A 24,502-nucleotide genomic window follows, 5' to 3' on the forward strand; every position below is an offset into this window, starting at 1 on the left:
TCTCGTCGAAGATATTTGAGAATTGTGATTAATATGTTATCTGTTTCAATTTGTCATCGGTGATCGTTTGATCAAGGAATGACTGTGCTACTCCCCTCATTGTCGTCTCAACAACTTCAACAGGGTCGATCTCTTCCCACTGTGGGTCATCCTTTGTTTCCTGCTCAATTTCAATATATTGGCCCACAGAGAATAGTATCATACCCAGCTTGTAGGTTTGTTTCACATACGTTTTACCACTTTCTTTGAGGTTGTGCCGCTGGCGGAAATTAACGTATGGAGCACTATCTTCGTTAATATATAGCGTCATGTCGTTCTCTGGTCCGGGGTATAGACGAACAATCGAATGTTCGTCCATATCGTATTCGTCCCAATCCTCTTCTCCAATAAAGTGGGCATCCGGAAGTTCGTATCCTGCAGCACCCTCATTTTGGTCTTTTGGCGTATTCGTTTTTGTTTTTTCGACAGGTTCGGTCACTTCTACGGTGATTGTCTGAGACATGGAACCTGTCCCTTGAGTTGGTGAGACAGTAACCTCCATATTGACTTGATTACCTGGCGAGAAAGCATCTGGAGGGTCAAATCTCAGGCTAAGTACCCCATTCTTGAGTCGCTTCGATTTGACCATTGACGGTAGAGAAACATCTACCGAACCCCGGTCCTTGTCGCGGGTGAGATAATCATTGGTAGCATCAAGCTCGAATCGCTGGAGAGAAGTTTTGTTTTCAGGGATTTGGACCGTGTATTGGTCCTCATTGTCATTGTTCTCCCAAATATCGTAATCCGAACGCGAGCGATATTTTTTAATTATATTGAATTCACTGGGGTAGAAATTCCCCTCATAATCAGCCTCTTCCTCCCCCTGTTTATCGATCGTTGGTGTCTTCTTACCTTCCTTCAGATACCCTTTGAGTGATGGATTCCGCCGGAGGATATCATCGAGAATATCCTCTTCGAGATCCTCTGATTCTTCCTCTATATCTTTAGTCCGACGACGTTCCTCTTCTTCAAGGAGTATTTCGTTTGATTTGAGAAGGTCTTCGAGTTCCGATTTGAGAACTTTCGAAGGATCCTTGTTTTGCAAACGATCCCGAGAGGGTTTGAATAAGTCAACTACGTCTGCATCGTTGATATCAGAAAAGTCGATGACAACCAATGTGTCATTCGAGATACGGCGTAGATTACAACGTCGCTTGAGGAATGTCTGCCCTTGATCTCCGTGGGTTTGACCATTGTATGTGAAGAGAATAGCTTGTTTAGTCTGCTTTGCACCAGTTACGAAAGACTCTGTGACCTTCTCTGACAGACCAATTTCCTTCAACTGGTCCTTATCCTTGAACAAGAAAATGTTGACATTTTTTGTACCAAGCACATCATTATCGAAGGTGTGCTCAATACGGTCGTGATCTTGTAGGTATTGTTTTTTGTCCCATATGCTGGGAAGTAGGCCCTCTGTTTTCGGAGCACCATAAGAGTCCCCGTAACGAGTTTCGTTGAGCCGAATTGGCACAGGAGATTCAACTACATAGCGTTCAAGACGATGTCTAAACCGTTTTGTAATTGTGCTCTTTACTTCGCTCTCATAGTTGAAACATTTTATATACGTTCCCTGTTCTCTGTCTGCGAGTTTCCCAGAAAATTGAGGAGGTCGACCATTTACCGTTAAATATTCATAGCGTGTTTTTTCACGGTTCTGACGAATGATTGACCACGACCACTTACCGGGTTCATCAAAAGCAGACGATGCAATGAATTTGTAGCCTCGCTCACCACAAAATGGCAAAACCCCCGTCGACCCCATCCCGTATTTTCCCTGCAAGAAATCGAATTCTTGTTTGATTTCCCCCGGTGTAAGTACATTTAAGAATGTATGTTCAAAGTCTGATTGTGTCTGTCCACACCCGTTATCATACAATGTGAGAGAGAACGGGCCGTTTTGTTCGCCGTGTGCGGTCACCTCGATCTCATCTTCTTCTTTATCAATGAGATCATTGGCAGCCTCTTCCAATGACGAGTATTCGTCGCCTTCGTACTCGTCACCGAATTTCTCAAAAAACGCACGCAAGATTATAGCATCAATTGAATTGACGACTAACTCAGTAAATGCCGCCATCGCGTCTGCCTGCTGGTTTTCGACAATACTGTAATTGTTTGGCTCCCGCCCTAGCGGTATCCACTCTGCCTCTGGGTGCTCGTCGAGTTCGTGGAGAGTTTCGGCGATCGATTGTTCTGCGTGTTTCTCCTCAATGAATTCTGTCGCCAAATTATGGGGGTCAAGGGCAGGGGTAGACATAGCCCATCATATGTAGAATACACATAATAATATACCGGATGTTCAATGATAGCTGAAACATATAGAAATGGATAATAACAGCTATCTATTCGCCCATTTCGTAAAGAACTGATTTTAAATTGTAAGCTGTGACCACGAGACCTCATGTCGACCGAGAACCGTCAAGAGTGGATAGAAACAACGCATCAGTACCTACGAGCCCGCTACCACCGCGTTCAGGCCCGCGACCGGCGTGGCAGAGTGTCGGCATCGAGATCGCCATCCAAGTAGAGATAGCCGATAGTAGTCAACTCAAATATCGACGCACCCTCGTAGATCGGTGCGATCAACCCGCAGTCGACCAATGCCTCACACCGTTCGAGAATCCGATCTTCGGACGCCGTGAACCGGAAACTACGACTCATTGTCGACGGGGATGCCCAACCACTCTCATCAAGATGCTCGATGATCCGCTCGTCGAGCTGGTGCATCCATGAAGCCGACTTTCGCATCTGTTAGCCCTCCTGTTTCTCAGAGGTTCCCCCAACCGATTCGTTACCGTTCTCATCAACACGAACCCAGTTCTGGGTATCCAGTTTTCCGTCCAGATATGCCTCTCCGTCTTCAGTTATAATGTACACCCCATTTCCCAGATGCTTAACAAGGCCTTCCTCAGCGAGTTTCTTACAACGCTTGTGGACATATTGACGAGAGTAGTGAATTGGGGCATCATTCTTCATTTTTGTAGGAGAACCAGAATCGTGTTCTCGGATGTATTCTAACACCCGATCATCTACAATCGTCATCCAATCTCCAGAGTGGCGCATATCTTCTATGGTTTTCCTTGTTGCCTAAATTATCTGTTTGTTAACATTGGAGACTATAAGATACTCAGAGATTCTCCGTTAACTATAATAGACAGCGGTGAACAAGGTGTACCCACGGGACCGCTGCGAGACACTGTTGGCACTGTGAGATTGGTCGGTGACGCGGTGGGTGCTGGAACACCCGCCGCGTTACGGTTCCGCGGTTTGCCCCATGCAATCCGCGAAAACCACGGGGATGAAACCCCGCACGACAGACGACGTAACGAACGCAAATAACCGCTGTCACTGCGGAGCCGCAGCCGACGGCGTCGACGCGCGAACCCGAACGCCAGTGTGTAGCGAGTGCGCTGGGTTGTCGATCATTGCCGACGGTGGCGTTCAGTGGTACGACCTCAGCGGGTTCCAACTCAATCTTCTCCGCGAGATCGTCGACTCCGAGAAGCCGAGCGGCCAGACCATCAGGCGGAACCTCGAAGCCCGAACAGGCGACCGGATCAATCACGGACGGTTGTACCCGAACCTCGATGAACTGGTCGACCACCAACTCGTCGAGAAGGGCGAGCAGGACCGACGGACGAACTACTACGAAGTAACCGACGCTGGTCGACGGCTGGCCGAGCAGATCGCCGACGACTTCGATCATGCGACGACCCAACCGCTGGCGGCCGCGACCGACGGAGGGTCGACGGATGAGTGACGAAACCAAAGGCGGCCTGACGGTCGACCTCGATGCCGACGACCTCCAGCACCTGATCAGACACGGCCGGTCACAAGTCACGAAGGAGATCGGCCCGATCGAAATCAAAGTTCGCTGTGATCCAAAGGTGATCCACCGGATCGACATGATCGATCCGAGCGGCGACACGTCGACGATCGCCGAAGCCGAATCCGGGGGTGAAGGATCGTGAGCGACGAGAACGCGTTTTCGATCACGACCGAGCTAACCCGCGGAACGTCGACCGACGACCGCGACAAAATCAAGGCGACTGTCGAGGCCGAGGATATGGACGAGTTGGAAGCTCGGCTCGACAAAATCAAACAGCGACTCGAAGGCTGGGCCGCTGAAATGCGGGATATCCAGCCGGATAATCGTGGAAGCGGGCTACACGATGAGCAGACCGGACTCGACGAGGTGGAAGCATGACTCGTCATTACGGCCGGTTTGAACTGGCGCTGATGCAGTGTCGGACAGCCCTCGCGGCCGATCCGATTCTGTGGCGCCACTGGCAGCGACTCAACGACACGGAGGGCTACCTATGAACCGGTGGTGTGGTCGCTGCGGATCGAAGCTCGTCACCGAGACGACACAGGGCGGTATCCCGCATCGCGTCTGCCCGACGTGCGGGGGAAACGATGCCTGAGACGACCGCAGTTGGCACCGCGCCGAACGTCGACATGAGCGCGGTCGACACGACGACGCCGTTCGAGCGCGACGTCGATAGCCACCGCGTGGTGTCGTGCTACTGCTGTCGCTGCGGGGAGACGGCAACGATCCTCGCCGAGCCGGGCCGGACCCACGAGTGGGAACACGCCCGGCGACACCCGACCCACGTCGTCGACTACTGGCGGGAAGACGAGTCATGAGCACCGACCAGCAGGAACTGGCGAGTGGTGTCGACGGGAAGCGGGTCGACTGCTGTCCCAACTGCGGGTCGACTCGGCAACTCTCTCGTCGCGTGCCGTCATCGCCGCTCTCGCCGCACGACGACTCGGCCGACAAGTATCGGTGTGGAGCGTGTCGGTGGACTGGCGACAGCCTCGACGAGCGACCAGCGCAGCAGAGTTCGGGGAACGTCCACGGGACTGCTGAGAAGCTGCTGAAAGCCAACGCGGAGGACTGGCCATGAGCGACGCGCCGGACCTCTCGCCACAGGAGGCAGTCGACCGCTGGCTCGATCGGGCCTCACTCGATCGGGCTGCCCAGACGATCGCGGGCTACCGGGGACAACTCCGGCACTTCGTTCGCTGGGCGAACAGCGAGGGCATCGACTCGGTTGCCCAGCTGGACCCGTGGGACATCGAGACCTTCGAGACCCACCGTCGCGGGAACGATCTCGCGGCGATCACGCTGCGGAACGAACTCGGGACGCTGCGGCAACTGCTCGACTACTGCGCCCGGATCGGCGTGGTCGACGATGAACTGCCGGAGTCGATAGAGTTGCCGAAGGTGTCGGCCGACGACCAGACCGACGAGACGATTCTGGAACCGCATCGTGCCAAATCGTTATTGGATGTCTACCGGAACGGTGACGAGGACTATCCACGCGGCCATGCCTTCCTCGAATTGGCGTGGTACACCGGGGCGCGGATGGGCGGACTGCGAGGCCTCGATCTCGGTGACGTCGACTTCCAGGAGGGATTTGTTCGCTTCCGGCATCGACCGGAGACAGGGACGCCGTTGAAGAACGCCTACGACGGCGAGCGCGTCGTCGGGATCAGCCAGCCAGTCGTTGATGCACTCACCGACTACGTTGCTGAGGACCGTCCCGATGTCACCGACGATCATGGTCGACAACCGCTGTTCGCCACGATGCACGGCCGGATTAGCCTGAACGTGCTACGGACGAGCTGTTACTACGCGACGATCCCGTGTCGGTTTCGATCCTGTCCGCACGGGAAGGACCGCGACAGTTGTGACTGGACGACTCAGGCAGATGCATCGAAGTGTCCGTCATCACGGTCGCCACACCAGATCCGCTCAGGATCGATTACGTGGCAGCTTGACCGCGGCCTGCGGGCCGACGTTGTGGCCGAACGAGTTAACGCGAGCGTCGAGATCATCGAACAGCACTACGATCAAGCATCGGATCTCGCGGCCTATGAGAGACGCCGTGAGAAGCATCTGAGCAAACTCGGATTTCAGACAGAAGATGACAACGAGGAGGAAACAGCATGATCCAAACCGACGAAACCTGCCCAAACCCATACTGCATTTGAAGAACGTCGTTCTTTTTACCCATCTTCGTTCAGTGCCCCAGAGAGGGCTGTAGCCCACATCGACAACACCGCAGTCCACGGTTTTCAGACGAATACGTCCGCGACTGATTATAGAACAGAAACATTCGAAAAACTGTATTACTATTCTCAATGGATTACCTGATGCTATATATAATAAAATTCATACTGTAAATAGGTTTAACTATGTCCTTCCTGTTGTCCTGATTGGATAGTTGTGATCCCGGTGACTACACTCATCGGGATCGCTTCCCTATCCAGTCCCCGCTGGCCCCCACTCCCTCCGCGTTCGGCCGCACTGCGCGGCCATTGGTCTCTCCGGCATCGGCCCCCTCCCCGGAGAGGCCATCCGTTTTGTGATTGAATTCCTCACAGACCACCCGAGCGACCGGTCGTCAGTTCGGGTCGACCCTGACCTCGTTGTGGCTGACGTGAAGGTATTTCAGAAGGTCGGCCGCGCCGGTGAGTTCGACGGTCGTTTCGGCCAGCGATGACTTGTACTCCAGATTGAAGTTCCCCTTCACGTCGAGACTGTTGGCGACGATCGAGCCGACGATGTCGACGGTGCCGCTGGTCTCGATATCGGCGTCGGGGGCGTAGACGATCGCCTCGATCCGGACGGTGCCGCCGCCGCTGGAGTCATCGAGGAATCCATTACCGATGAACAGCCGGTTCCGCGCGGGTTCGGCGTCGACACTGGCCGTTCCCAGATAGCCGTTGCCGTCGGCGTTGAACGAGTCGGCGACGTAGTACTCGACGTGGTGATCGGAGCTATCGGTCACCGTCACGTCGTTGTTCTGGATGTCGAACTCGCCGTCGACGATGATCGTCACGTTCCCACTGCTGGTGTCGATATCGAGGTCATCGGTGAGGACGAGATCACCGTCGATGTAGTAGGTGCCGGCATCGATCGACCCACCGGACGCAGAGAGACTACCGTTGCCGGTGCCGTCGGCTTCGGCGGTTGCGATCCGGTTGTCGATCAGTGGGTCGGCCGACCGGTGGGGGGTGAAGTCCTCGACCGGTTCGTCGATGTCGGCGCTGCCTTTCGCCTCGTAAAACGTCTCGACCGACAGCGCGTTGTCGAAGGTCTCGGTGTCGGGGACGACCAGCCGCGACACGACCGTTCGATTCGAGTGGTAGATCTCGGTCTCGCCCTCGGTGCGCTCGTCGAGGAACGCGTACCAGCCCTGATAGTAGTCGCTTTGGATCTCGATTTCGATCGTTCCCGACTCCAGCGGCGTCGACACCCCGGGGACGGCGTCTTCGGCCACCGTAACGGGCGTGATCCGGCCGTCGGGCCGGCCGCCGATGACACCCTCGCCGGTGACGTTGATGATCGGCAGCGTCAGGGTCGTCCCGCGGTAGTGGTACTCCGGCGGCGAGGTCATCCGGCTTGCGTTGCCCTGTTTCGTCCAGATCCCACCGCCCTGATAGGCGATCTCCCGGTCCTCGCCGACGTAGACGAGCGCCCCCATCGTGGTCCGGTTGTCGTTGAGCAGTTCCCGGTCGCTGCCGGTGGCGTTGTACACCCGTATCGACCCCGCGTCGGGGCGGACCGCCAGCGTCCCCTCCTGCATCGCCCCGAGGCTGAACCGCTGGGAGTCCGCATCGCCCAGCGCGACGAGGCTGATCTTCGAACTCATGTGTGCCATCCCGGTTTCGACGTTGGTCGACTCCGCATCCGAAATCAGATCGCCGACTGCCACCCCACCCAGCGCCAGCGAGGTGCCGATCACCGTCATCGACAACCCGAGAATCAGCACGGTTCCCAACACCTCCGACTGGCTCCGCTCGGCACGCCCGAACCGACGCGATCCGTCGACCCCCGTCGGTCCCTCGGGATGGCTGTCGCCCGACTCGCGGCGTGTCATCGTTGTTCGTAGCCACCCGGCGAGCCCGCGGGGTTCCATATCCGACAATTGGTCCCGTTCCTGATAAACACTCTCACAATCCGATCAGTCGGCCGGTATTCCGGTCGACCGGTCGACGGTGCCGAACGTATCGAGGGATTGATTCGTACGGAGCGGGCTCGGGATCGACGACGCGAGCCTATCGGATACGGTGACAACCACACAAATTGCCAATATTTTGATTGTTTCTGATGCGGTACTCACAGGAGGTATGGCCGAAAAGACACACCACGAAACCACGCTCTCACAGTCGGAAGCCGCGGCGTATCTCCAGACGCTCGGGAACGATCTCGCGGCGGAGTCCGGGTCCTGGCTCGTCCCAGTCGGGAACAAGGAGGTCACGGTGCACCCCGACACCCAGCTTGATCTGGAGGCGACCGTCGACGAACGCTCGCGGCTGCTCGGCGACGATATCACCGAAGTGACCGTTCAGTTACGCTGGACGGACCGCGAGGAGTCGGCGGGAGGCGAGGGGGAATGATCCTACAAGCGACCGCCGCAGGGTCGATCATCGTCCTGCTGGTCAACCTGCTTATCGGAACGGTCGCCATCTACGCCGGTGCGCGGCTCGTCATCGATGCCGACACTGGGGTGGGACGGGCGGCCGTCACGGCGCTGCTGGGCGCGCTTGCGTGGGCGCTGGTGAGCTTTTTCGTCGGCTGGATTCCCCTGCTCGGCCCGCTGCTCACGCTTTTGGCGTGGATCGGGATCATCAACTGGCAGTATCCCGATGGGTGGGGGTCGGCTGCCGGCATCGGGCTGGTCGCGTGGCTGATCTCGGTCGCCGCCCTCGTCGTGCTCAGCAGCGTCGGACTCGTCGGGATCGAGGCCCTCGGCGTGCCGGCCTAACGGCAGGCCGTTGCCCGCCTATGTGACGTGCTCGGCGAGGAACTCGACGATCGCCTGATAGGCCTCAATCCGGTTTCCCAGCTTGGTGATCCCGTGGCCCTCGTCGTCGAAGACGAGTTTCTCGACCGGCACCCCTTGCTCGCGGGCCTCGTCGGCGATCTGTTCGGCCTCGTCGACCGGCACCCGAGGGTCGTTTTCGCCGTGGAGGACGAACAGCGGCGCGTCGATCGCCGCCACCCTGTTGATCGGCGAAATCGACTCCAAAAAGTCCCGGTCCTCGTCGAGCGAGCCGTACTCGGCTTCCCGGAGTTCGCGCCGCCACTCACCGGTGTTTTCGAGGAACGTGACGAAGTTGGCGATGCCGACGATGTCGACGCCCGCCGCCCACAACTCAGGATACTCGGTCAGCGCCGCCAGTACCATGAAGCCGCCGTAAGAGCCACCCATGGCGACGATCCGGTCGGGGTCGACCGCGGGATGATCGTGGAGCCACTCGACGGCCGCTTTCAGATCCCTGACCGAATCCATCCGGTTTTCCACGTCGTCGAGGGCTGCATACGACTTGCCGTAGCCCGACGACCCCCGGACGTTCGGCTCGAAGACGGCATAGCCGTTGGCCAGCAGGTACTGTTTGACGCTGTTGAACGAGGGTCGGCGCTGTGATTCGGGGCCGCCGTGGATGTCGACGATCACGGGCGTCTCGCTCGTGCCGGTATCCGTTTCGGGGAGCGCGAAGAACGCCGGGATCTCCCGGCCGTCGAACGTCGGGTAGTGGACCAACTCGCTTTCGACGAACGTCTCGCGTGTGATCCCGGCGGTCGGCGCGTCGGTCCAGCGTTCGGTTTCGCCCGATCGGATGTCGACGACGTAGACGTTGGCGTTCTCGGTGTCGGCCGTCAGGGTGACCGCAAACCGGTCGCCGTCGGGGCCGAAGCTGACGCCGCCGGAGACGCCCCGCGGCAGGTCCGGATCGGGGAACGGATCGATCCGGTCGGGGGCAACGAGTTCGCCCGCGGTCCATTCCGTGTAGCCGTCGACGTTCCGCCCGTAGACGATCCGCCGGGACTCCTCGTCGACCGCCAGCCCGCCGACGTTCCACTCGTCGCCCGCGTGGTCCCGGCGCTCGGTGTCGACGATGGTGAACTCCCCGGCGTCGACCGCGAGCCGTTCGAGCCGGAGCGTGTCGGTTGCCCGGTCGGTGACGAGATAGACGTGCTCGCCGTCCGGCCCCCAGTTCGGGCTGTTGTACCGCACCCGTCCCTCGTGGGGTGTCAGGTGGTCGACCTCGCCGGACTCGACATCGAGGGTGTAGAGGTCGCCGTCGTACCCCGAGTAGGCCTGATGGACGAGCAGTTGGCTGTCGTCGGGACTCCACCCTGCAAGCGAGAGCCAGCCGTCGCCCTCGTAGACGCGTTCGGCCTCGTCGCCGGCCGCATCGCGGTCTTGGACGTAGACGTCGAAGACGGACTCATCGCGGCGGTTCGAGGCGAAGGCGAACTGCTCGCCGTCGTGGCTCCAGCCGCCCCACCGGTGTTTGGCGTCGGGATGCTGAGTGAGGTCCGTGATCGTCCCGTCGACGAGATCCAGTCGGTGGAACTGGGTCCGTTCGTTGCCGCCGGTGTCCGTGCCGAAGACGACTTCCTGCCGTTCGGGCGAGTAGTCGGCGAAGGTGACTCGCTCCTCGAAGAAGGTGTGCTGGTCGGGCCACGCGCCCGCTGCGGTGAGACTCCAGAGCTGTGGCGTCCCGGTCGTATCGAGGCGGAAGCAGAGCCGGTCGCCCTCGGGGCCGAAACTCGGCCCGTAGGCGCTCCGAACGTTGAGGTAGCGTTCGATCCCGTACATGGGCGTACGTCGCGGGCCGTCGACAAACCGTTTCGGGTTGGATCGCCGGGGTTTTTACTGCCCGCATCCCTCGCTCGGAACGATGCGTGTCGCGTTCGTCTCGCTGTATACGCTCCATACGCGTGACACGTATGTAACCCGCCGGCTGGCCCGGCTCTCCGGCCTGCTGGCCGAGCGCGGCCACGACGTCCACGTGCTTTGCGGGCGGTGGTGGGACGGCTCCCACCCGACCTTCGAGCAGGACGACATCACCTATCGGGCGGTCGACGGCGACTTCTCCTCGAAGCTGTTCGTCTCGAAGCTACCCTTCGCGCTCCGGCGGACCGATCCCGACGTCGTCCACGTCCCCAACAGCCCTGTCGGCCACGCCAGAGCGGCCAAAACCGCCTGTCGGCTCCTTCGAACGCCCGTCGTCGTCGACTGGTGGGCCGACCGCGTCGGCGAATCCGACAGCGACTACCGGAAACTCGCCCGGAGCGCCGACGCGCTCGTCGCGCCCTCCGAGACGGTCAAAACCGTCGTCCGGGGCCACGGCGCACCCGAGGACGCCGTTTCGGTGATCCCGCCGAGCATCGACTTCGAACTCGTCGAGTCGGCGACCCCCGACGACCAGGTCGACTACGTCTACAGCCGCCGACTCGACGCGGACGCCAACGTCGAGACGTTCCTGCTCGCGCTGGCCGAACTCCGCGAGCGGGAGTGGAACGCCGCCGTCATCGGCTCCGGCCCCGCCCTCGACGACGCCAAACGAACCGCGAGGGATCTCCGGATCGAGGATCGGGTCGCCTTCCCCGGCGAACTCCCGGAGGCCGAACGGGTCCCGATCCTCAAGGGAGCCCACGTCTTCGCCCAGACGGCCACTCACGAGCCGTTCGCCACCGAACTGCTGTGGGGGCTGGCCTGCGGCTGTGTCGGTATCGCCGAGTACCAGACCGACTCGGCGGCCCACGAACTTATCGAACGCAAATCTCGACTGCCCGACACCCGAGGGAGCATGGTCTCGTCGCCACAGGAACTGGCCGACGAGATCGTCGACGCCGAGCGGTTGGCACACCGAACGGTCAACGCGAACTACGACCGGTACGACCACGATCCGGTCACCGACTGCTACCTCGACCTCTACGAGGCCGTCGTCGACGACTACGGCTTCTTCTGAGCGCGCCGGCCGGTGCTGTAGTCTCTCACTACCCTCTCGATTCCGATCGGTAGTCGCCGACTACTACCCGGATACTGGTCGGTAGGAAGTTCCTACGGCTCATTCGTAGCGCTCGCGCTCGGCTTCGGCGACCGCGCCGCCGAAGACCGCACAGAACGTTCGGGCAACCGCTCCCATCTCGCGCATACACTGGCTGGTCGACGCATAGTCGAGCGCCTCGGCGACCGACGCCCACGGCTCCCCCTGCAGTACCTTGCGGATCAGGAGGTGAGCCTGTCGCTCGGTCAGTTCGTCGACCGGTCTCGACAGGGCCGCCAGCGAGAGCCTGCGGAACACCCCCGGTGCGGCCTCGTAGGTCCCCGGCCCGTAGCCGACGCCGGCGACGACCTGCCACTCCCGATCGGTGAGGTCGAGGTCGCCGCCCGTCGGCGGTCCGGCGGCCGCGAGGAGTTCACGGACGACGTCCGGGTCGACGTCCGAGAGGACATCACACAGCATGGGGCCGATCCGCTCGCGGAGCCGGGCGGTGTGGCGGTCGACGAGTTCGCGGCCCGCGGCCGAACTGGGCCGGAGCATGAGCGCCGAGTGCTCGCCGCTGCGGTCGTTGGCCGTGATCGAGAGGTGGACCGGCCGGTAGTCGTTGGCCCGCCAGAAGCCGACCAGCCGTGGGGTCGCCCCATAGCCGACGCCGAACCAGTCGACCGCGTCGGCGAACTCCGCATGACACCGCTCCAAGAGGTACGAACCGAGGCCTTTCGAGCGGGCGGCGTGGTGGGTGGCGATCCGCATCACCCGGTAGCCGACCAGTCCGGCGGCGGCCTCGTCCCGGAGTTGGCTGGTCAACACGTCCGGCAGCATGTTGCCGCGGACGCGCTGGCCCTCGTAGATCGACGCCCGGAGGTCGGCGTCCAGTCCTCCCTCGCGGGCGAGGACGGCCACCGAGACGACGTGGCCGGAGACTTCGAGCGCGCACACTTCCAGATTGGGAGCGTCCAGCAGCCGGACTAAATCGGTCGGTTCGGTCCGGTAGTGAGCGACTACTAACAAGCCGAAGACCGACCGGAGGAGCTGTTCGTCGCCCGCGAGCTCGTCTTGGGTGAGTCGGCGGTAGTCGACGCGTTCGGGAGTCGCCCCCGCGACCAGTTGGTCGACCGGCGGGGCGGCATCCAGCAGCAGCGTCCGGAACAACCACGACTCGACGGGGTCGCCGCGGGCGTACCGGATCGGCTCGGCGAGTTCGACGGTCTCGATGCGGTGGTGGCTCTCGGCCAGCCGGTCGCGGAACCGGACGTCGAACCCCCGACCCGTCCCCTCGTAGCCGTGGACGGTCGTACAGAACGCCGCCGCCGGAGCCGCCAGTAGCGATTCGAGGCGGTCGACCGGGATCGCGGCAGCCTCGTCGGCGATGACGACGTCGACCGTCTCTGCGAGCGGCGTTGCTTCCGGCGGAGTGCGGAACCTGATCCGACCGCCTGTCGAGGCGGTGAGCCGCGGGGAGTCGGTGTTCGCGGCCGTCGACAGCACGTCGAGCCGGTCGAGGAGCCGCTCGGCACGGGTGAAGATCGGCGCGGCGTTGTCGAAGGCGGGAGCGGTCACGAGCACGTCGCGGCCCGCGGCCGCAAGCGAGCCAGCAGCCAGCCCCGCCGCGCTGGATTTCCCGCGTCCCCGATCGGCTTCGAGCACGACGGCGTGGTCCGGCTCCGAGAGCGCCGACAGGTGGGCGACGGCGCGGGCTTGGTCGTCGGTCAGGCAGGCCGCGAACGCGGCGGTCGGAAACGGCGTTTCGCGCCGGTCGACCGACCGGCGGCTCGCCCCCTCCGGCCGATCAGCCGGCGGCTGTGTGAGCCCGTCGCGGTCGACGGTGATCGACACCGCGTCGGCGTCGTCGTCGGCTTCGAGTTCGGCGATGGCGACGCCCGGATGGGTCGAGAGCGTCTCGACCAGTCGGTGGCGAAACCGGTTGCCGACCGCCGAGCGGTCGAACGGCGGGACGGCGACCCGGTCGACAAGCGCCTCCAGCCGGGTGGGAATCTCGGCCAGCGGCGGCGTGAGCAAGACGAGCAGGCCGCCGCCGTCGACCGCGCCCGCGACTTGACCGAGCGTGTTCGCCGAAAAGTCCGCGTGGCAGTCGAGGACGACGATCTCGCGAGTGGTGCCGAGGAGATCACCGGCACCGGTCGGCGGCAGTCGGTGAAACCGGAACCCCTCGCGTGTGGTGACGAAACTCACGTCCTCCGGATCGACGGCGGTCGATTCGACGACACTGTAGGCGGCGTCGATACCCGCTTGCCGCGGACCAGCCAACACCAGCAGCCGACGTTCGTTGGCTCGGCAGGCCTCCGCACGAAGGTCGCCGGCGAGTTCGGCGAGAGTCATGCGGGAGGTTTCGATGGCCGACGCAAGGCTCTTTCCCTGTCGACCCTCCCACGCAGTGGCTCTGTACCACCTCCTGTAGCCGATCCGACAGCGTCTCGCCGGTCACGTATTAGTATACTGGTATAAAGCGCGTGTTTGGCGGTGATGGTCTCGAAGGATTGGAGCTATGAGTGGCCCAAACGCCTTTTCGGCTGGGCGTGGCCCAATACAGTAGATTGACAAATGTCTTATACGTACATCAGACGACTGCGCCGCGCAGCACCGACACCCGTTTTGAGCGCTCCGCGTGCTGGGTTCGCCGACACGAGTGGCAGCCGTGCGGACGGTGCGCAGTCGACCGCGGCTGGTGAGGGGACCGTCGACCGTCGACTGCTCACTGATGGCGGCGAGGAGCGTTCCGAATCCGAGGCCGAGGGTAGTGAGGGCGGCGACGAGGAGATGCAACAATCCGAACAGGGAGACGCCGGCGAGGAGCAGTCCGAGGTCGAAGGCGACGAGGGAGGGGGCAGCGATACCGAGATGGCACCCCCCGAACCGAAGGGCGAAGCCGGTGTCGAAGAGGCTGAGGCGGAAGCCACCGAGGAAGAAGAGGCCGAAGAAGCAGCACCCGAGGAGGCGGAAGCCGAACGACCAGCGGCCGAGGAGGAAGCCCCCGAGGAGGCCGAGGAAGGAGAGACAGTCGACGTCCCCCAGAGCGATGTCGAAAGCGTGGGCGCGACGGACGACGAGAGTACGACGGTCCTGTTTCTCGATCTCTACGGGTTGGACCTCGACCTGCTCGGGCTCGAAATCGAACTCCATCAGCTCGTGTTGGACGTGTTTGCGACCGAGGGTGACGGGAACCTGTTGGGGAACCTGCTGTCGGCGGTCGCCGGGCTCACCGACCCCGGTGGGCTGTCGGATCTGTTCCCCGAGGCCTCGGATCTGCTTCCCGAGGGTGGCCTCTCGGGGCTGCTCCCCGGTGGCGGCTCGATCAAGAACGCCCTCGGTCTCGGCGGGGGAGAAGACGACGGGGAGGGAGCGGAGTCCGGCGGATTCGTTTCCTCGGCAGCCAGCAGCCTCCGGGAGTCGGTTCCCAGCGTACCGATCAAACAGCTCCTGATCGAGGTGATCGCCGGGGTCATCAAACAGTTGCTCGAATCACCCGAGAAGGAGGCCGAGGACGCCTCCGGTGAGGGGACATGAGCGAGACCAACGGGCGGATCGACTACCGTCGACTGGTCCGGGATATCGATTACGCCAGCGCCGTCGAGGGCACCCGCTTCGAGCAGTACACCGGCGACACCGAGGGCGGTCTCGGCAGCGTCTTGGGTGGCTGGCTCGGGGCCATCCTCGGCCGGTTCGTCGGCATGGCACTGGGGCAGGTGGCCCAAGAACTGCTGGTCGACGAACTGTTCGGCGGTGAGGAAGACACAGAGCCCGCTGTGGAGGCGGAAGGCGGCGAGACTGGGGCGGGCGAGACAGCCGACGAGGGAGGCGACACGTCGGTCGACAGCGATGCGGACTCCCCGGAGGCGGATGCGGAATGAGCGGGTCCGACACGCTCGAACTGATCGAGGAGAACCTTCCGGAGGGGTTTCGAGACGACCTCCGGGAAAGCGACCTCGGCACGCAGGTCGGTGGGAGCTACGGTGAGCAGGCGGGCCGTCAGCTCGGCCAGCAGATCGGCACGACGGTCGAACGACGGTTTCGATCTAGACTCGATGCTGGCACAACAGTCTGGCGGGCACTCGTCGCTGCGTTTGAGGCCCTTCCGGCGGCGATACTCCACGCGCTACGTGAGAACGCCTCTCCCCGCAGGGCCGTCTCGAACCTCAAATCACAGCTCGAAACCGAAGCGAAATCGCTCGTCAGTAACGCGGAAGCCGAGGCCAGTGGGGCCGCGACGGGGGCCGCCGACGCGTCGACCGAGAGAGCTGACTCGGTGCCCGGACTGCCGGACAACGTCTCGAAGCTTCGTGAGGAGACGATCCGTGACCTGCTGGGGGTGATGTCGTACCGCGAGCTACAGTCGACCGCCAAGGAACTCGGCGTCACAGCCAACCGGAGCCGCGAGGCGATCGTCGAGGACGTCGTCGAGCAGGTCTCGGGCGGTGACGACGCGGAACACAAGGCGGCCGAGGGGGACGCCGAGTCCTGAGATGGGAGCCAACACCCAACAGCAGGTCGACGCACTGCTGGCCGACCTCGCTGCGACGGTCGACCCCGAGCAGCCGACCGGCGACGCTGACCCATCCGACCCGGAGGAAATCGGTGGGATTGCCGACCGGGCCGACGAACTCCTGTCGTCGACCGCGCTCTCGGCCGTTGCGGCTGCGACGGGGCTCGGCGACGGGACCGACCCCTCGTCGTCGGTGCCGAAAGCCATCGCCACGGGCGATCCGAAGGACGTTGCGGCGCTCCGGGCGCTGCTCACGCTGGCGAAGCTGTCGACTGCTGACGACGACCGGGCCGACGAACTCGTCTCGGAACTGGCGTCGCTCGTCGAGACCGCACAGCTTTCCCCGGCCGAGGAGCGGACCAACGACGCTGCGGCTACGGTAGATGCTGAGACAATTGACGCTGCTGAGACAGCCGACGGTACAGCGGCCGACGAGGAGTCATCTCTCCGAGAGCGGCTGCAGTCACAGCTCGACGAGACCCAAGCCCTCTTCGACGGACTGCCAGCAGATGGGCTTACCGAGGGAAGCGACGGGGCCGATTCCGGTACGGAACCGGGCGGTGACGACGCGGAGCCGGGTACCGAGACGGAGGACCAAGCGGTCGACCAGTCGACCCGGTCCCGCGATGGCACGCGGTGGCGGCCCGGCGGCGGACAGCGATCGATCCATTCGACGGTTCCGGGAGCCGGTCGACGGGATATCGGCCGCCGCCCCGGTCGGTTGTCGACGATGCGTGGGTCGACGGTCTCGAACCGGTAGCCGTCTCACTGCTGGCTGGGGCCGGTGTCGCCCCGTCGGTACTTTTCGAGCCGCCGGTAGCCGATGACCTCGCCGCTTTCGTCGAGTTCGATCTCGTACTGGCCGAGGATGTCCTGTGTGTCGGGCACCGATCGGCGCTCGATGATCTCGACGACTGCGCGCCACGAGTCGTCGGTCCGTGAGACCTCGACGATCCCATCGAGACTGCGGCCGATCACGTCGGTCGACAGCTCGATCACCTGATTCCTGACCTCGATGATGCTCGCCGTGTCGCCCTCGCCATCCGGTGAGGACGCCGATTCGCCGTCCGCTCCGGCACGCTCGGCGTCGCGCTTCTCGTCCGGTCGGGGTTCGACACCGACATCGCCTGTCTGTTCGGCGACCGCCTCCTCGTCGGCGTCGGCCTGCGCGGGCTCCGAAGGCGTCGCCTCGTGTTCCTCGCTTTCGTCGTGTGCTCGGGCTTCCTGCGCGTGGGTATCCTCGCCGGTGTCAGTCGACTCGGACGCCGAGTCGGGCTCGGACGTCGGCTCCGACTCGACTTCGCTCGTCTCCTCGGGGTGGTCCCGTTCGGCGGCCTGCTCGGTCTCGGAGCCGCCATCCGTGCGTACGACTCTCCTGTTGGTCGTGTTCGGTTCCTCGGTGTCGTTGCCTCCGGTCTCGTGTACCATGGTGAGTGTCCAAAATATCAAGACAGTGGTCGTCGGTGGCTGGACAGACTGTCTCGGATCCCCTCGATCGGTCGGCGGACTACGTTGCCTCGGGGTACTGTGCCTGCGTCGCGGGCGTCCGGCGGATTTCGAGGTTCTCCAGATCCTCCAGACTCCCCTCCTCGGTCACCTCTTCGATCTTCGATATCTCGGCGGCGTAGTGGAGGAACGTGTCGACCGAGGCCACCACGACCCGCGCCTCGATGGTGAGGATCTCGATCCCGACGACCGAAATCCGCGCCCAGATGTCGATGACGACTCCCTTGTCGAGGATGCGGTCGAGCACGTCCGCCAGACTGTCCGCACCGGGTCGGTCTGATGCCATGCTAGTGGCCTCTCCTGTCAGCTATTTAGGCATCGTGGCCGTAAATACCGAATATTCGGGTTAAATCCATCTATGGCCCGAAAAACACGGATATAGACTATTCAAATGGATCGTCTGTAACTAATTCGTACCATTTCGCCGTCACTATTTAGCACGTCGGCGTGGTACGGTTTCCAATCCGATGAGATACGAATCGCCCACCCCGGAACCCGTGTTGGACTGCCGACTGATCACCCGGGCAGCCGGTCGGACGTCGGGATGAGTTCGAACCGCTACACCTACGGCGTCATCGAGCAGGCACCGCTCGATATCGACGTGACGGGCGTCGACGGCGCGCCGATCGACACCGTCGACTACCGGTCGCTGTCGGCGGTCGTCAGCGAGATCGGAACGATCGAGCCCGAGCGAACCGACGAGAACGCCGCCGCCCACGACGAGGTCCTGCGTGCGGTCCTCCAGTCGGACGGCGGCCGGACGATCATCCCGATGCGGTTCGGAATGGTATTCAAAACCGAGAACGCACTCAAAAACGTCCTCCGCAACGGGCGCGTCGCGTTCCGGCGGTCGCTCAACGATCTCGACGGGATGGTCGAACTGGGGGTCAAACTCGTCGCCAAGGAGGGATCGACCGTCGACCGTCGCGCGGTCGTCGAGGACGTGGCCACACGACTCCGCGCGGTCGCCGACACCGAAGCGGGCAACGATCTCTACAGCGACCGGCTGGTGTTCAACCGGGCGTATCTCGTCGACCGCGCCGATCAGCCCGCCTTCGAGGAGACGGTCGCGGCGATTCGAGACGCCTACGACGACTCGCTGCTCGTCCAGTACAACGGGCCGTGGGCCCCCTACAACTTCGTCGACATCGAGATCGGCGCGGAGGGTCGCTGATGTTCGTCATAGACGACCTGCTGATCAACCCCGTCGTTTCGATCCTCGAAGGGATTCATTCGATGGCGATCAGCGAGCTGTACGACACCACCGAGATCAAAAACGAGATCAAGGAAAACAGACTGCTGTACGAACTCGGCGAGCGGTCGGAAGCCGAGTACGAACGGCGGAACGGGGAACTCGAAGCACAGCTCGAAATCGCGCGTGAAGCACACGAACAGACACGCGGTAAAGTCGAGGTCATGCGATGACAGATACACACCCACCACCTGACGACCGAGATACCGATCAGCCCCGATCAGATGACTCTCACTCCGGAGGGGGCGGTATCTCGGGACTGCTCAGACAGCTTCTGGACACGCTCCAGCGACTCGACGAGTCCGGCCGCTCGGTCGAGCGTGGTCGAGGTCGTCGACGGGCCGGCGAGACGGCGTTCGAATACGAGTACAGTGTCAATATCGGGCTCGGCGGGGATGACACGGCCGACAGCGCCGAGCCGGACCACCCGGTTCGTGTTCAAGAGACACTCGACGGCGCGAGTGTCACAGTCGACCTCCCGGCGGTCGACCCCGAGACGCTCCGGGCCGGTGTGGACGGTCGACGGCTCGTGGTGGCGGCCGACGACGAGCGGCTGGCGCGGGTCACGCTTCCTAAGGCGGACTATACGGTCCGAACTGCCACCTACAACAACGGGGTCTTGGAGATCCGGCTGGCAGGCGGCGATTCGGAGGTGACAGTCGATGACTGACTCCGAGGAGGGGCTGCTCGACGTGGAGGCCGTCGACGATCTCGGCCTCGACGACGTCGACAGCATCGAAGCGCTCGATACGGACGCCCTCCCGAATGCCAGTGAGCTCGATCTCACACAGCTCGGTCCGCTTGCCGAGTTGGCGATCTCGGTACTCGAATCGGTGACGGAGGGCGAGGACGACCCGGCGGCGGGGAAGCTACAGGCCCTCTTGCACCTCGTCTCTCTCATTCAGGGCGTTCTCGAGACGACCGATACCGACGAACTGCTCGCTACGCTCGACCTCGACGAACTCGACGAGGTTGTCGACCTCGACTCGCTGCCCGAGGCGCTCGAATCCGGCGAGATCGGCGATGCGGTCGAACTCGAGAACCTGCGCAAGCTCATCGAGTTCGGTCAGCTCTGGCAGACGGTCGACCTCACCGAACTCGTCGGGTCGAAAGACGAGATCCGCGAGACCGTCGACTCACTCGCCGGCGACGATGGCAACGGCGACAGAGGGCTGCTCGACGGGCTGGAGATGCAAGATCTCACCGGTGGCGGCGACAGCGAGATCGCCGACGGGCTGACCGACCCCGAGATGATGCAGGCAGCGACACAGGCCCAACTCGAACGGGAAATCGAGGGGTTTCGGGAGCGGTTAGTCGAAACCCACGCCCGCCTCGACGAGCTTCGTGACGCGAACGAACGGCGGTTTGCCGGCGCCGACCAGCCGAGTTCGCGGAATCCTACGGCCGTCTCGACGCTGACGACCCACACCGGTCCGCCGAGCGACGCCTCACAGGTCTCGACGGTGCCACGGGGCGTGCGCCACTCGACGGGACCGAGCCGCCGCCGGATCTACGGTCGACGGTTCGACACACTCATAGCAGAAACACAGGCCACCGACGCCGAGGCCGACGAACAACCGGTCGACAACGAGGAACCGAGCGACAACGCGGCTGATGAGAGGGGTGAGGATCGATGAGCGGCGCTGGCCCGATGCGGAAGAAGGACTCACTCGCCGATGTCGTCGAGATGCTGCTGGACAAGGGGATCGTCGTCAACGCCGACATCATCGTCACCATCGGCGAGACCGAACTGCTGGGCATCCATCTCCGGGCGGCGATCGCCTCCTTCGAGACGGCCGCCGAGTACGGCTTGGAGTTCCCAGACGGCACCGACACCGACCGGATCGAGGAGATCACGGGTCGACGGAACAGTCTCGAAACGATCCGGGCGACCAGCGGCGAGCCGGACATCGTCGACGAGTCCGACGAAACGGCGACGTGGACCGTCCGCCCGCCGGTGGTCGTCCGCGAAGACGCCGCCGCAACGCGGCCACCGGACGACGAATCGGACGCGACGGCTGCCGAGGCCACTGATGCGGGCGAATCGTCGTCCGAGGATGACGCCGAGACAGCCACAACGGAGGAATCGGATGGAAGCGATTAATCTCGACGGCGACGAGGCGAGCGACGGACTGTTGGCGCTGGTGATCGCGGTCGTCGAACTCCTGATCGAGGCGCTCGAAGGCGAGGCGATCCGCCGGATGGAGTCGGGGTCGCTGACTGACGAGGAGATCGAGCGACTCGGCAGCCAACTCGCGGCGCTCCACGAGGAGGTCGACCGGCTGAAAGCCGACACCGAACTCGAAGACGACGTCTCACAGCTCCGAACCAGCCTCTCGGATCTCGTCGAGGACGCCATCGAGCGCGTCGACGACGAGCCACACCCCGGATTCGCGTTTCTCGACGACGCGAACACGCCGTCGCCGGAGCACTCCGAGCCGCCGGATCAGCCGGCCCAACCCGACCAATCACCGACCTCGTCGGAGGGCGAGGAATGACCGAAATCGACCAGGGACGGTATCTCTACTGTCTGGTTTATCTCCCGTCGGCGGATTACGTCGCCGACCCCGACTGGTCGACCGAGGGCATCGCGGACGAACCGGTCTCGGTCGTCACCGCCGGAGACGTGGGTGCGGTCGTCCACGCCTGTGATTCGCTGTACGATACCGACGACCCCCAGACGATCCAGCAGTGGCTGTTGAGCCATCAGCGGGTCGTCGACGAGGCGAGCGAGGCCTTCGGGACGCCGATCCCGTTCCAGTTCGATACGATCCTGACCGGCGGCGACGAGGCGCTGGCCGACTGGTTGGAGACCGAGTCCGACCGGCTCGAACCCGAACTCTCGGCACTGGCTGGCCACCGGGAGTATCGCGTGGAGATCACCCATCACGAAGACGCTCGCTCGGAGATCACCGCGGCCGACGAAGCGTTGTCGACGCTCCGCCAGCGGATCGACGACGCCGACTCGGGGACCGCCTATCTGCTCGAACAGCAGTACGAAACGGAGATCACCAAACGGCTCCGCCAGCACCGACGGCAGCAAGCCCGGTCGATTGCGGATCGGATCGCCCCTCACGTCGCAGCGCTCGAATCGCTCGGCACCCGCCGATCGACGGGCGTCGACATCGATACCGGCCGCGAGGACGAGCCCGAACCGATCGCCCGGTTAGCCGTGCTGGCGACCGACGAGGGAGCCGACGCGCTGGGCGAGGAACTCGACTCGGTTGCCGCCGAGCCGGGTGTCGAAGTACGGTTTACCGGGCCGTGGCCGCCGTACACGTTCGCCCCGACAATCGACAGTCAGGGAGGAGGGGATGGAGCCGACCGCTGACTCCGAGGACGTGATCGTCGACCTGCTGGACGTGCTGCTCGAAAAGGGGGTCGTCCTCGAAGCCGACGTCGTCATCGGGGTCGCCGATATTCCGCTGGTGGGGATCAAACTGCGGGCCGCGATCGCGGGGCTGACGACGATGCGTGAGTACGGCATGTTCGAGGAGTGGGACCTCCAGCAGCGCCGTCAGCGACGGTCGCACCAACCCATGCCGGGTGGCTCGATGACCGGTCGACCGAACCCACGGCGACCGCGTGATCCCGAGACGGAGCCGACTGTGGCCAGCGGTCGACCCGCCGAGAGTAGCCGTCCCGACGGGTCGGCCCGCCCGCGCCACCGTGATCGGCCGGCCGAAACCCGTCGACCGGCTGGCCAGTCGGAGGACGCGCCCGTATCCGAAACCGACGGTGAGGCGCGGGCGGAGACGCCCGAAGAGGAGTAGCAGCCGCCGAGCATGCCGGCTCGGCCGGTGGTCGGCAATCGGCGTCGACGGCGGCGGCTCTGCACGTAAAATACGGAGTGGGACTGCCGAGAGTCGAACTCAGGTCCTACGGACCCCATCCGCAGAGGATACCACTACCCCACAGTCCCGCAGTTCGAAGCATGCGAGTGAATCGTTTAAGCCCTTCGTTTCTCCGACCCGCCTCTGTCGTGCGATCTCTCGCCGTGAGACGGGGCTACGCGAACCACTCACACAGCGTCTCGTGGGCCCCGATCACCATCGAGGGCACGACGATCATAAACAGGTGTTCTTCGATGGGGATTTCGGCCACGTCGACGCCCGTCCGGAGGGGGATTTCGAAGACGCCGGCTTCCAGCGTGTACCGGTCCCAGAGGTATCCCAGCGGATACAGCGCGAGGATCGTCCGGGCGGCCCGCCGCTCGGCACCGCTCCGCCGGAGCAGCGCCGCCGCCACCACTCCCCAGCACAGTTCGGTCACGAGGTAGGTGTACCGACCCAACACCGAGATGTCGACCATACCTCGTCACGACAGCACAGCAACAAAAATCCGCCGGCGGTTACTTCCCTTTCGGCCGCTCGGTCCAGAGTTCGGACTCGAAGATCAGCTTCGTCGGCGTGGTCGTTCGGCGCTCGGTGTCCGTGTCGGTCGGCTCGGGTCGTCGGTCGGAGGCCATCTTGTATGTTATTGCCACACATGGATATATAATTCTTTGTGTGGCATGAAAACAGGTATCTCAACTGTCATTCGAGCGGTTGGAGCCACGCTGCGACCACGAGAACGGCCAAAAAGAGGTACGATCCTCGGATCAACAGCATCGTCGCGTGTTTCGCGTCGGCCCGCCGAGCGACCGCCAGCACACCCCCGAAGACCGCCGACGCGCCCGCGGCCATCAGGGGGAAGACGCCGATGACCGCCAGCAGGACGACGGCAGCCATCCCCGCGACCATCAGCAGATGGGCGAATCGCCTCGCCTGCCGGCGGCCGAGGACCACCGCCACGGTCCGCTTGCCGATCGACCGGTCGTAGGCGTAGTCGGTGGCGTCGTCGACCGTCTTGATCCCACAGAGGATCGTCGTGAAGACGACCGCGTAAGCGACGACCGGCACCGTCAGCGTCGACGTCTGCACGTAAAAGCCGCCGAGCAGCGCGATCCCGATCCCTGCGGGGTAGCCCGCGGTCGCGCCGACCGGGTGGAGATCCAACTGCGGGGCATGCAGGTAGCCGATCACCCATCCCGGTAGGGTGAGCAGTGCGGCGACGGGGTCGACCAACACGCCGAGGGTGAGACAACCGCCAAAGAAGGCCGCGGAGGCTCCGGCGAGGCCGACCCGGCAGCCGCGGGCCGACAGCGGATGGTCGTCGTCCTCCTCCCGGAGGTAGAAGTCGACGTAGCCGTCTTTCAGGTGGGCGACGTACAGCGCACAGAACGCCGTCGCCATATGGAGGATCGCAAGCGGGACCGCGAAGTCGACCGCCAGCACGGCCCCGAACGCCGAGGCGGCCACCGGCGGCAGCATGAAGACGGGATGGATCTGGGAGCCGAAGGCTTCGAGGGCCGCAGTCGGCCCCTCACCGTGGCGGGCGAGCGACATGTGACT

The 24,502-nt window shown here is 62.9% G+C and carries 31 protein-coding genes and 1 tRNA gene; 21 read left to right on the forward strand and 11 right to left on the reverse strand.

Annotation, left to right across the window (positions count from 1 at the left end; genetic code table 11):
* Positions 1-28: 28 nt before the first annotated feature.
* The 3 genes from NKJ34_RS09245 to NKJ34_RS09255 form a co-directional block, all read right to left on the reverse strand.
* A complete protein-coding gene (locus NKJ34_RS09245; protein ID WP_253738006.1) occupies positions 29-2,293 on the reverse strand; it encodes a hypothetical protein in 2,265 nt (754 codons plus the stop codon).
* 215 nt (positions 2,294-2,508) lie between these two features.
* Positions 2,509-2,697, reverse strand: a complete 189-nt coding sequence (locus tag NKJ34_RS09250) for a hypothetical protein (RefSeq protein ID WP_253738007.1) — start codon at positions 2,695-2,697, stop codon at positions 2,509-2,511.
* 90 nt (positions 2,698-2,787) lie between these two features.
* The gene (locus tag NKJ34_RS09255; protein ID WP_253738008.1) at positions 2,788-3,099 is read right to left on the reverse strand and encodes a phage repressor protein; all 312 of its coding nucleotides are present in this window, start codon (positions 3,097-3,099) and stop codon (positions 2,788-2,790) included.
* Between the two features lie 361 nt (positions 3,100-3,460).
* Between NKJ34_RS09255 and NKJ34_RS09260 the strand changes: the two genes are divergently transcribed.
* The 6 genes from NKJ34_RS09260 to NKJ34_RS09285 all read left to right on the forward strand — a co-directional run bounded on the left by NKJ34_RS09260 (position 3,461) and on the right by NKJ34_RS09285 (position 5,995).
* A complete protein-coding gene (locus tag NKJ34_RS09260) occupies positions 3,461-3,796 on the forward strand; it encodes a helix-turn-helix transcriptional regulator (protein ID WP_425491809.1) in 336 nt (111 codons plus the stop codon).
* Positions 3,789-4,007, forward strand: coding sequence for a hypothetical protein (locus tag NKJ34_RS09265; protein ID WP_253738010.1), 219 nt, complete (start codon positions 3,789-3,791; stop codon positions 4,005-4,007). The genes NKJ34_RS09260 and NKJ34_RS09265 overlap by 8 nt, the downstream gene beginning before the upstream one ends.
* Positions 4,004-4,243: a DUF7389 domain-containing protein gene (locus NKJ34_RS09270; RefSeq protein ID WP_253738011.1), complete on the forward strand. Its 240-nt coding sequence runs from the start codon at positions 4,004-4,006 to the stop codon at positions 4,241-4,243. Before NKJ34_RS09265 ends, NKJ34_RS09270 begins: the two co-directional genes overlap by 4 nt.
* 209 nt (positions 4,244-4,452) lie before the next feature.
* Complete coding sequence (locus tag NKJ34_RS09275) at positions 4,453-4,683, forward strand: hypothetical protein (RefSeq protein WP_253738012.1); 231 nt, start codon at positions 4,453-4,455, stop codon at positions 4,681-4,683.
* Positions 4,680-4,946, forward strand: coding sequence for a hypothetical protein (locus tag NKJ34_RS09280; RefSeq protein WP_253738013.1), 267 nt, complete (start codon positions 4,680-4,682; stop codon positions 4,944-4,946). Before NKJ34_RS09275 ends, NKJ34_RS09280 begins: the two co-directional genes overlap by 4 nt.
* Positions 4,943-5,995: a tyrosine-type recombinase/integrase gene (locus NKJ34_RS09285; protein WP_253738014.1), complete on the forward strand. Its 1,053-nt coding sequence runs from the start codon at positions 4,943-4,945 to the stop codon at positions 5,993-5,995. The genes NKJ34_RS09280 and NKJ34_RS09285 overlap by 4 nt, the downstream gene beginning before the upstream one ends.
* Before the next feature lie 454 nt (positions 5,996-6,449).
* Here NKJ34_RS09285 and NKJ34_RS09290 read toward each other — a convergent pair whose 3' ends face one another.
* Positions 6,450-7,928: a DUF7289 family protein gene (locus tag NKJ34_RS09290; RefSeq protein WP_253738015.1), complete on the reverse strand. Its 1,479-nt coding sequence runs from the start codon at positions 7,926-7,928 to the stop codon at positions 6,450-6,452.
* A gap of 250 nt (positions 7,929-8,178) precedes the next feature.
* Between NKJ34_RS09290 and NKJ34_RS09295 the strand changes: the two genes are divergently transcribed.
* Positions 8,179-8,448, forward strand: coding sequence for an amphi-Trp domain-containing protein (locus NKJ34_RS09295; protein ID WP_253738016.1), 270 nt, complete (start codon positions 8,179-8,181; stop codon positions 8,446-8,448).
* Positions 8,445-8,816, forward strand: coding sequence for a hypothetical protein (locus NKJ34_RS09300; protein WP_253738017.1), 372 nt, complete (start codon positions 8,445-8,447; stop codon positions 8,814-8,816). Before NKJ34_RS09295 ends, NKJ34_RS09300 begins: the two co-directional genes overlap by 4 nt.
* A gap of 18 nt (positions 8,817-8,834) precedes the next feature.
* On the opposite strand, the gene NKJ34_RS09305 is transcribed toward NKJ34_RS09300, so the two are convergent.
* The gene (locus tag NKJ34_RS09305; RefSeq protein ID WP_253738018.1) at positions 8,835-10,658 is read right to left on the reverse strand and encodes a S9 family peptidase; all 1,824 of its coding nucleotides are present in this window, start codon (positions 10,656-10,658) and stop codon (positions 8,835-8,837) included.
* 82 nt (positions 10,659-10,740) lie between these two features.
* On the opposite strand from NKJ34_RS09305, the gene NKJ34_RS09310 reads away from it, so the two are divergent.
* A complete protein-coding gene (locus NKJ34_RS09310) occupies positions 10,741-11,814 on the forward strand; it encodes a glycosyltransferase family 4 protein (RefSeq protein ID WP_253738019.1) in 1,074 nt (357 codons plus the stop codon).
* A gap of 99 nt (positions 11,815-11,913) precedes the next feature.
* On the opposite strand, the gene tmcA is transcribed toward NKJ34_RS09310, so the two are convergent.
* Positions 11,914-14,190, reverse strand: coding sequence for a tRNA(Met) cytidine acetyltransferase TmcA (tmcA, locus tag NKJ34_RS09315; protein ID WP_253738020.1), 2,277 nt, complete (start codon positions 14,188-14,190; stop codon positions 11,914-11,916).
* 273 nt (positions 14,191-14,463) lie between these two features.
* On the opposite strand from tmcA, the gene NKJ34_RS09320 reads away from it, so the two are divergent.
* From NKJ34_RS09320 to NKJ34_RS09335, 4 genes are read left to right on the forward strand one after another with little or no spacing between them, the layout of a single operon-like run.
* The gene (locus NKJ34_RS09320; protein ID WP_253738021.1) at positions 14,464-15,375 is read left to right on the forward strand and encodes a hypothetical protein; all 912 of its coding nucleotides are present in this window, start codon (positions 14,464-14,466) and stop codon (positions 15,373-15,375) included.
* Complete coding sequence (locus NKJ34_RS09325; protein ID WP_253738022.1) at positions 15,372-15,719, forward strand: hypothetical protein; 348 nt, start codon at positions 15,372-15,374, stop codon at positions 15,717-15,719. The genes NKJ34_RS09320 and NKJ34_RS09325 overlap by 4 nt, the downstream gene beginning before the upstream one ends.
* Positions 15,716-16,330 carry a hypothetical protein gene (locus tag NKJ34_RS09330; protein WP_253738023.1) on the forward strand — a complete coding sequence of 205 codons (615 nt, stop codon included), beginning with the start codon at positions 15,716-15,718 and terminating at the stop codon, positions 16,328-16,330. The genes NKJ34_RS09325 and NKJ34_RS09330 overlap by 4 nt, the downstream gene beginning before the upstream one ends.
* A gap of 1 nt (position 16,331) precedes the next feature.
* Positions 16,332-17,111, forward strand: a complete 780-nt coding sequence (locus NKJ34_RS09335; RefSeq protein WP_253738024.1) for a hypothetical protein — start codon at positions 16,332-16,334, stop codon at positions 17,109-17,111.
* A 5-nt stretch (positions 17,112-17,116) separates the two neighbouring features.
* On the opposite strand, the gene NKJ34_RS09340 is transcribed toward NKJ34_RS09335, so the two are convergent.
* Complete coding sequence (locus NKJ34_RS09340; protein ID WP_253738025.1) at positions 17,117-17,779, reverse strand: gas vesicle protein GvpO; 663 nt, start codon at positions 17,777-17,779, stop codon at positions 17,117-17,119.
* Between the two features lie 79 nt (positions 17,780-17,858).
* The gene (gvpA, locus tag NKJ34_RS09345; protein ID WP_253738026.1) at positions 17,859-18,143 is read right to left on the reverse strand and encodes a gas vesicle protein GvpA; all 285 of its coding nucleotides are present in this window, start codon (positions 18,141-18,143) and stop codon (positions 17,859-17,861) included.
* 258 nt (positions 18,144-18,401) lie between these two features.
* Here gvpA and NKJ34_RS09350 point away from each other — a divergent pair, with 258 nt between their 5' ends.
* The 8 genes from NKJ34_RS09350 to gvpM are packed head-to-tail and all read left to right on the forward strand — an operon-like array spanning position 18,402 to position 22,882.
* Positions 18,402-19,031: a GvpL/GvpF family gas vesicle protein gene (locus tag NKJ34_RS09350; RefSeq protein WP_253738027.1), complete on the forward strand. Its 630-nt coding sequence runs from the start codon at positions 18,402-18,404 to the stop codon at positions 19,029-19,031.
* Complete coding sequence (gvpG, locus tag NKJ34_RS09355; RefSeq protein ID WP_253738028.1) at positions 19,031-19,282, forward strand: gas vesicle protein GvpG; 252 nt, start codon at positions 19,031-19,033, stop codon at positions 19,280-19,282. The genes NKJ34_RS09350 and gvpG overlap by 1 nt, the downstream gene beginning before the upstream one ends.
* On the forward strand, positions 19,279-19,779 hold the full coding sequence (gvpH, locus tag NKJ34_RS09360; protein ID WP_253738029.1) for a gas vesicle protein GvpH: 501 nt from the start codon (positions 19,279-19,281) through the stop codon (positions 19,777-19,779). The genes gvpG and gvpH overlap by 4 nt, the downstream gene beginning before the upstream one ends.
* Complete coding sequence (locus NKJ34_RS09365; RefSeq protein ID WP_253738030.1) at positions 19,772-20,746, forward strand: hypothetical protein; 975 nt, start codon at positions 19,772-19,774, stop codon at positions 20,744-20,746. Before gvpH ends, NKJ34_RS09365 begins: the two co-directional genes overlap by 8 nt.
* The gene (gene gvpJ, locus NKJ34_RS15965) at positions 20,743-21,213 is read left to right on the forward strand and encodes a gas vesicle protein GvpJ (protein WP_425491801.1); all 471 of its coding nucleotides are present in this window, start codon (positions 20,743-20,745) and stop codon (positions 21,211-21,213) included. Before NKJ34_RS09365 ends, gvpJ begins: the two co-directional genes overlap by 4 nt.
* A complete protein-coding gene (locus NKJ34_RS09375; protein WP_253738031.1) occupies positions 21,200-21,607 on the forward strand; it encodes a gas vesicle protein K in 408 nt (135 codons plus the stop codon). Before gvpJ ends, NKJ34_RS09375 begins: the two co-directional genes overlap by 14 nt.
* Positions 21,604-22,440, forward strand: coding sequence for a gas vesicle protein GvpL (gene gvpL / locus NKJ34_RS09380; protein ID WP_253738032.1), 837 nt, complete (start codon positions 21,604-21,606; stop codon positions 22,438-22,440). Before NKJ34_RS09375 ends, gvpL begins: the two co-directional genes overlap by 4 nt.
* Positions 22,424-22,882 (forward strand): gas vesicle protein GvpM, encoded by a 459-nt coding sequence (gene gvpM / locus NKJ34_RS15970; protein ID WP_425491802.1) that lies wholly within the window; start codon positions 22,424-22,426, stop codon positions 22,880-22,882. The genes gvpL and gvpM overlap by 17 nt, the downstream gene beginning before the upstream one ends.
* A gap of 78 nt (positions 22,883-22,960) precedes the next feature.
* On the opposite strand, the gene NKJ34_RS09390 is transcribed toward gvpM, so the two are convergent.
* The 3 genes from NKJ34_RS09390 to NKJ34_RS09400 form a co-directional block, all read right to left on the reverse strand.
* A tRNA-Pro gene (locus NKJ34_RS09390) sits at positions 22,961-23,031 on the reverse strand.
* An 86-nt stretch (positions 23,032-23,117) separates the two neighbouring features.
* Entirely contained in the window at positions 23,118-23,420 is a 303-nt protein-coding gene (locus NKJ34_RS09395; protein ID WP_253738033.1) for a lycopene cyclase domain-containing protein, read from the reverse strand.
* A 224-nt stretch (positions 23,421-23,644) separates the two neighbouring features.
* A complete protein-coding gene (locus NKJ34_RS09400; RefSeq protein WP_253738034.1) occupies positions 23,645-24,496 on the reverse strand; it encodes a UbiA family prenyltransferase in 852 nt (283 codons plus the stop codon).
* Between the last annotated feature and the right edge of the window lie 6 nt (positions 24,497-24,502).

It is taken from the genome of Halohasta salina, assembly GCF_024178165.1.
GTDB lineage: Archaea > Halobacteriota > Halobacteria > Halobacteriales > Haloferacaceae > Halohasta > Halohasta salina.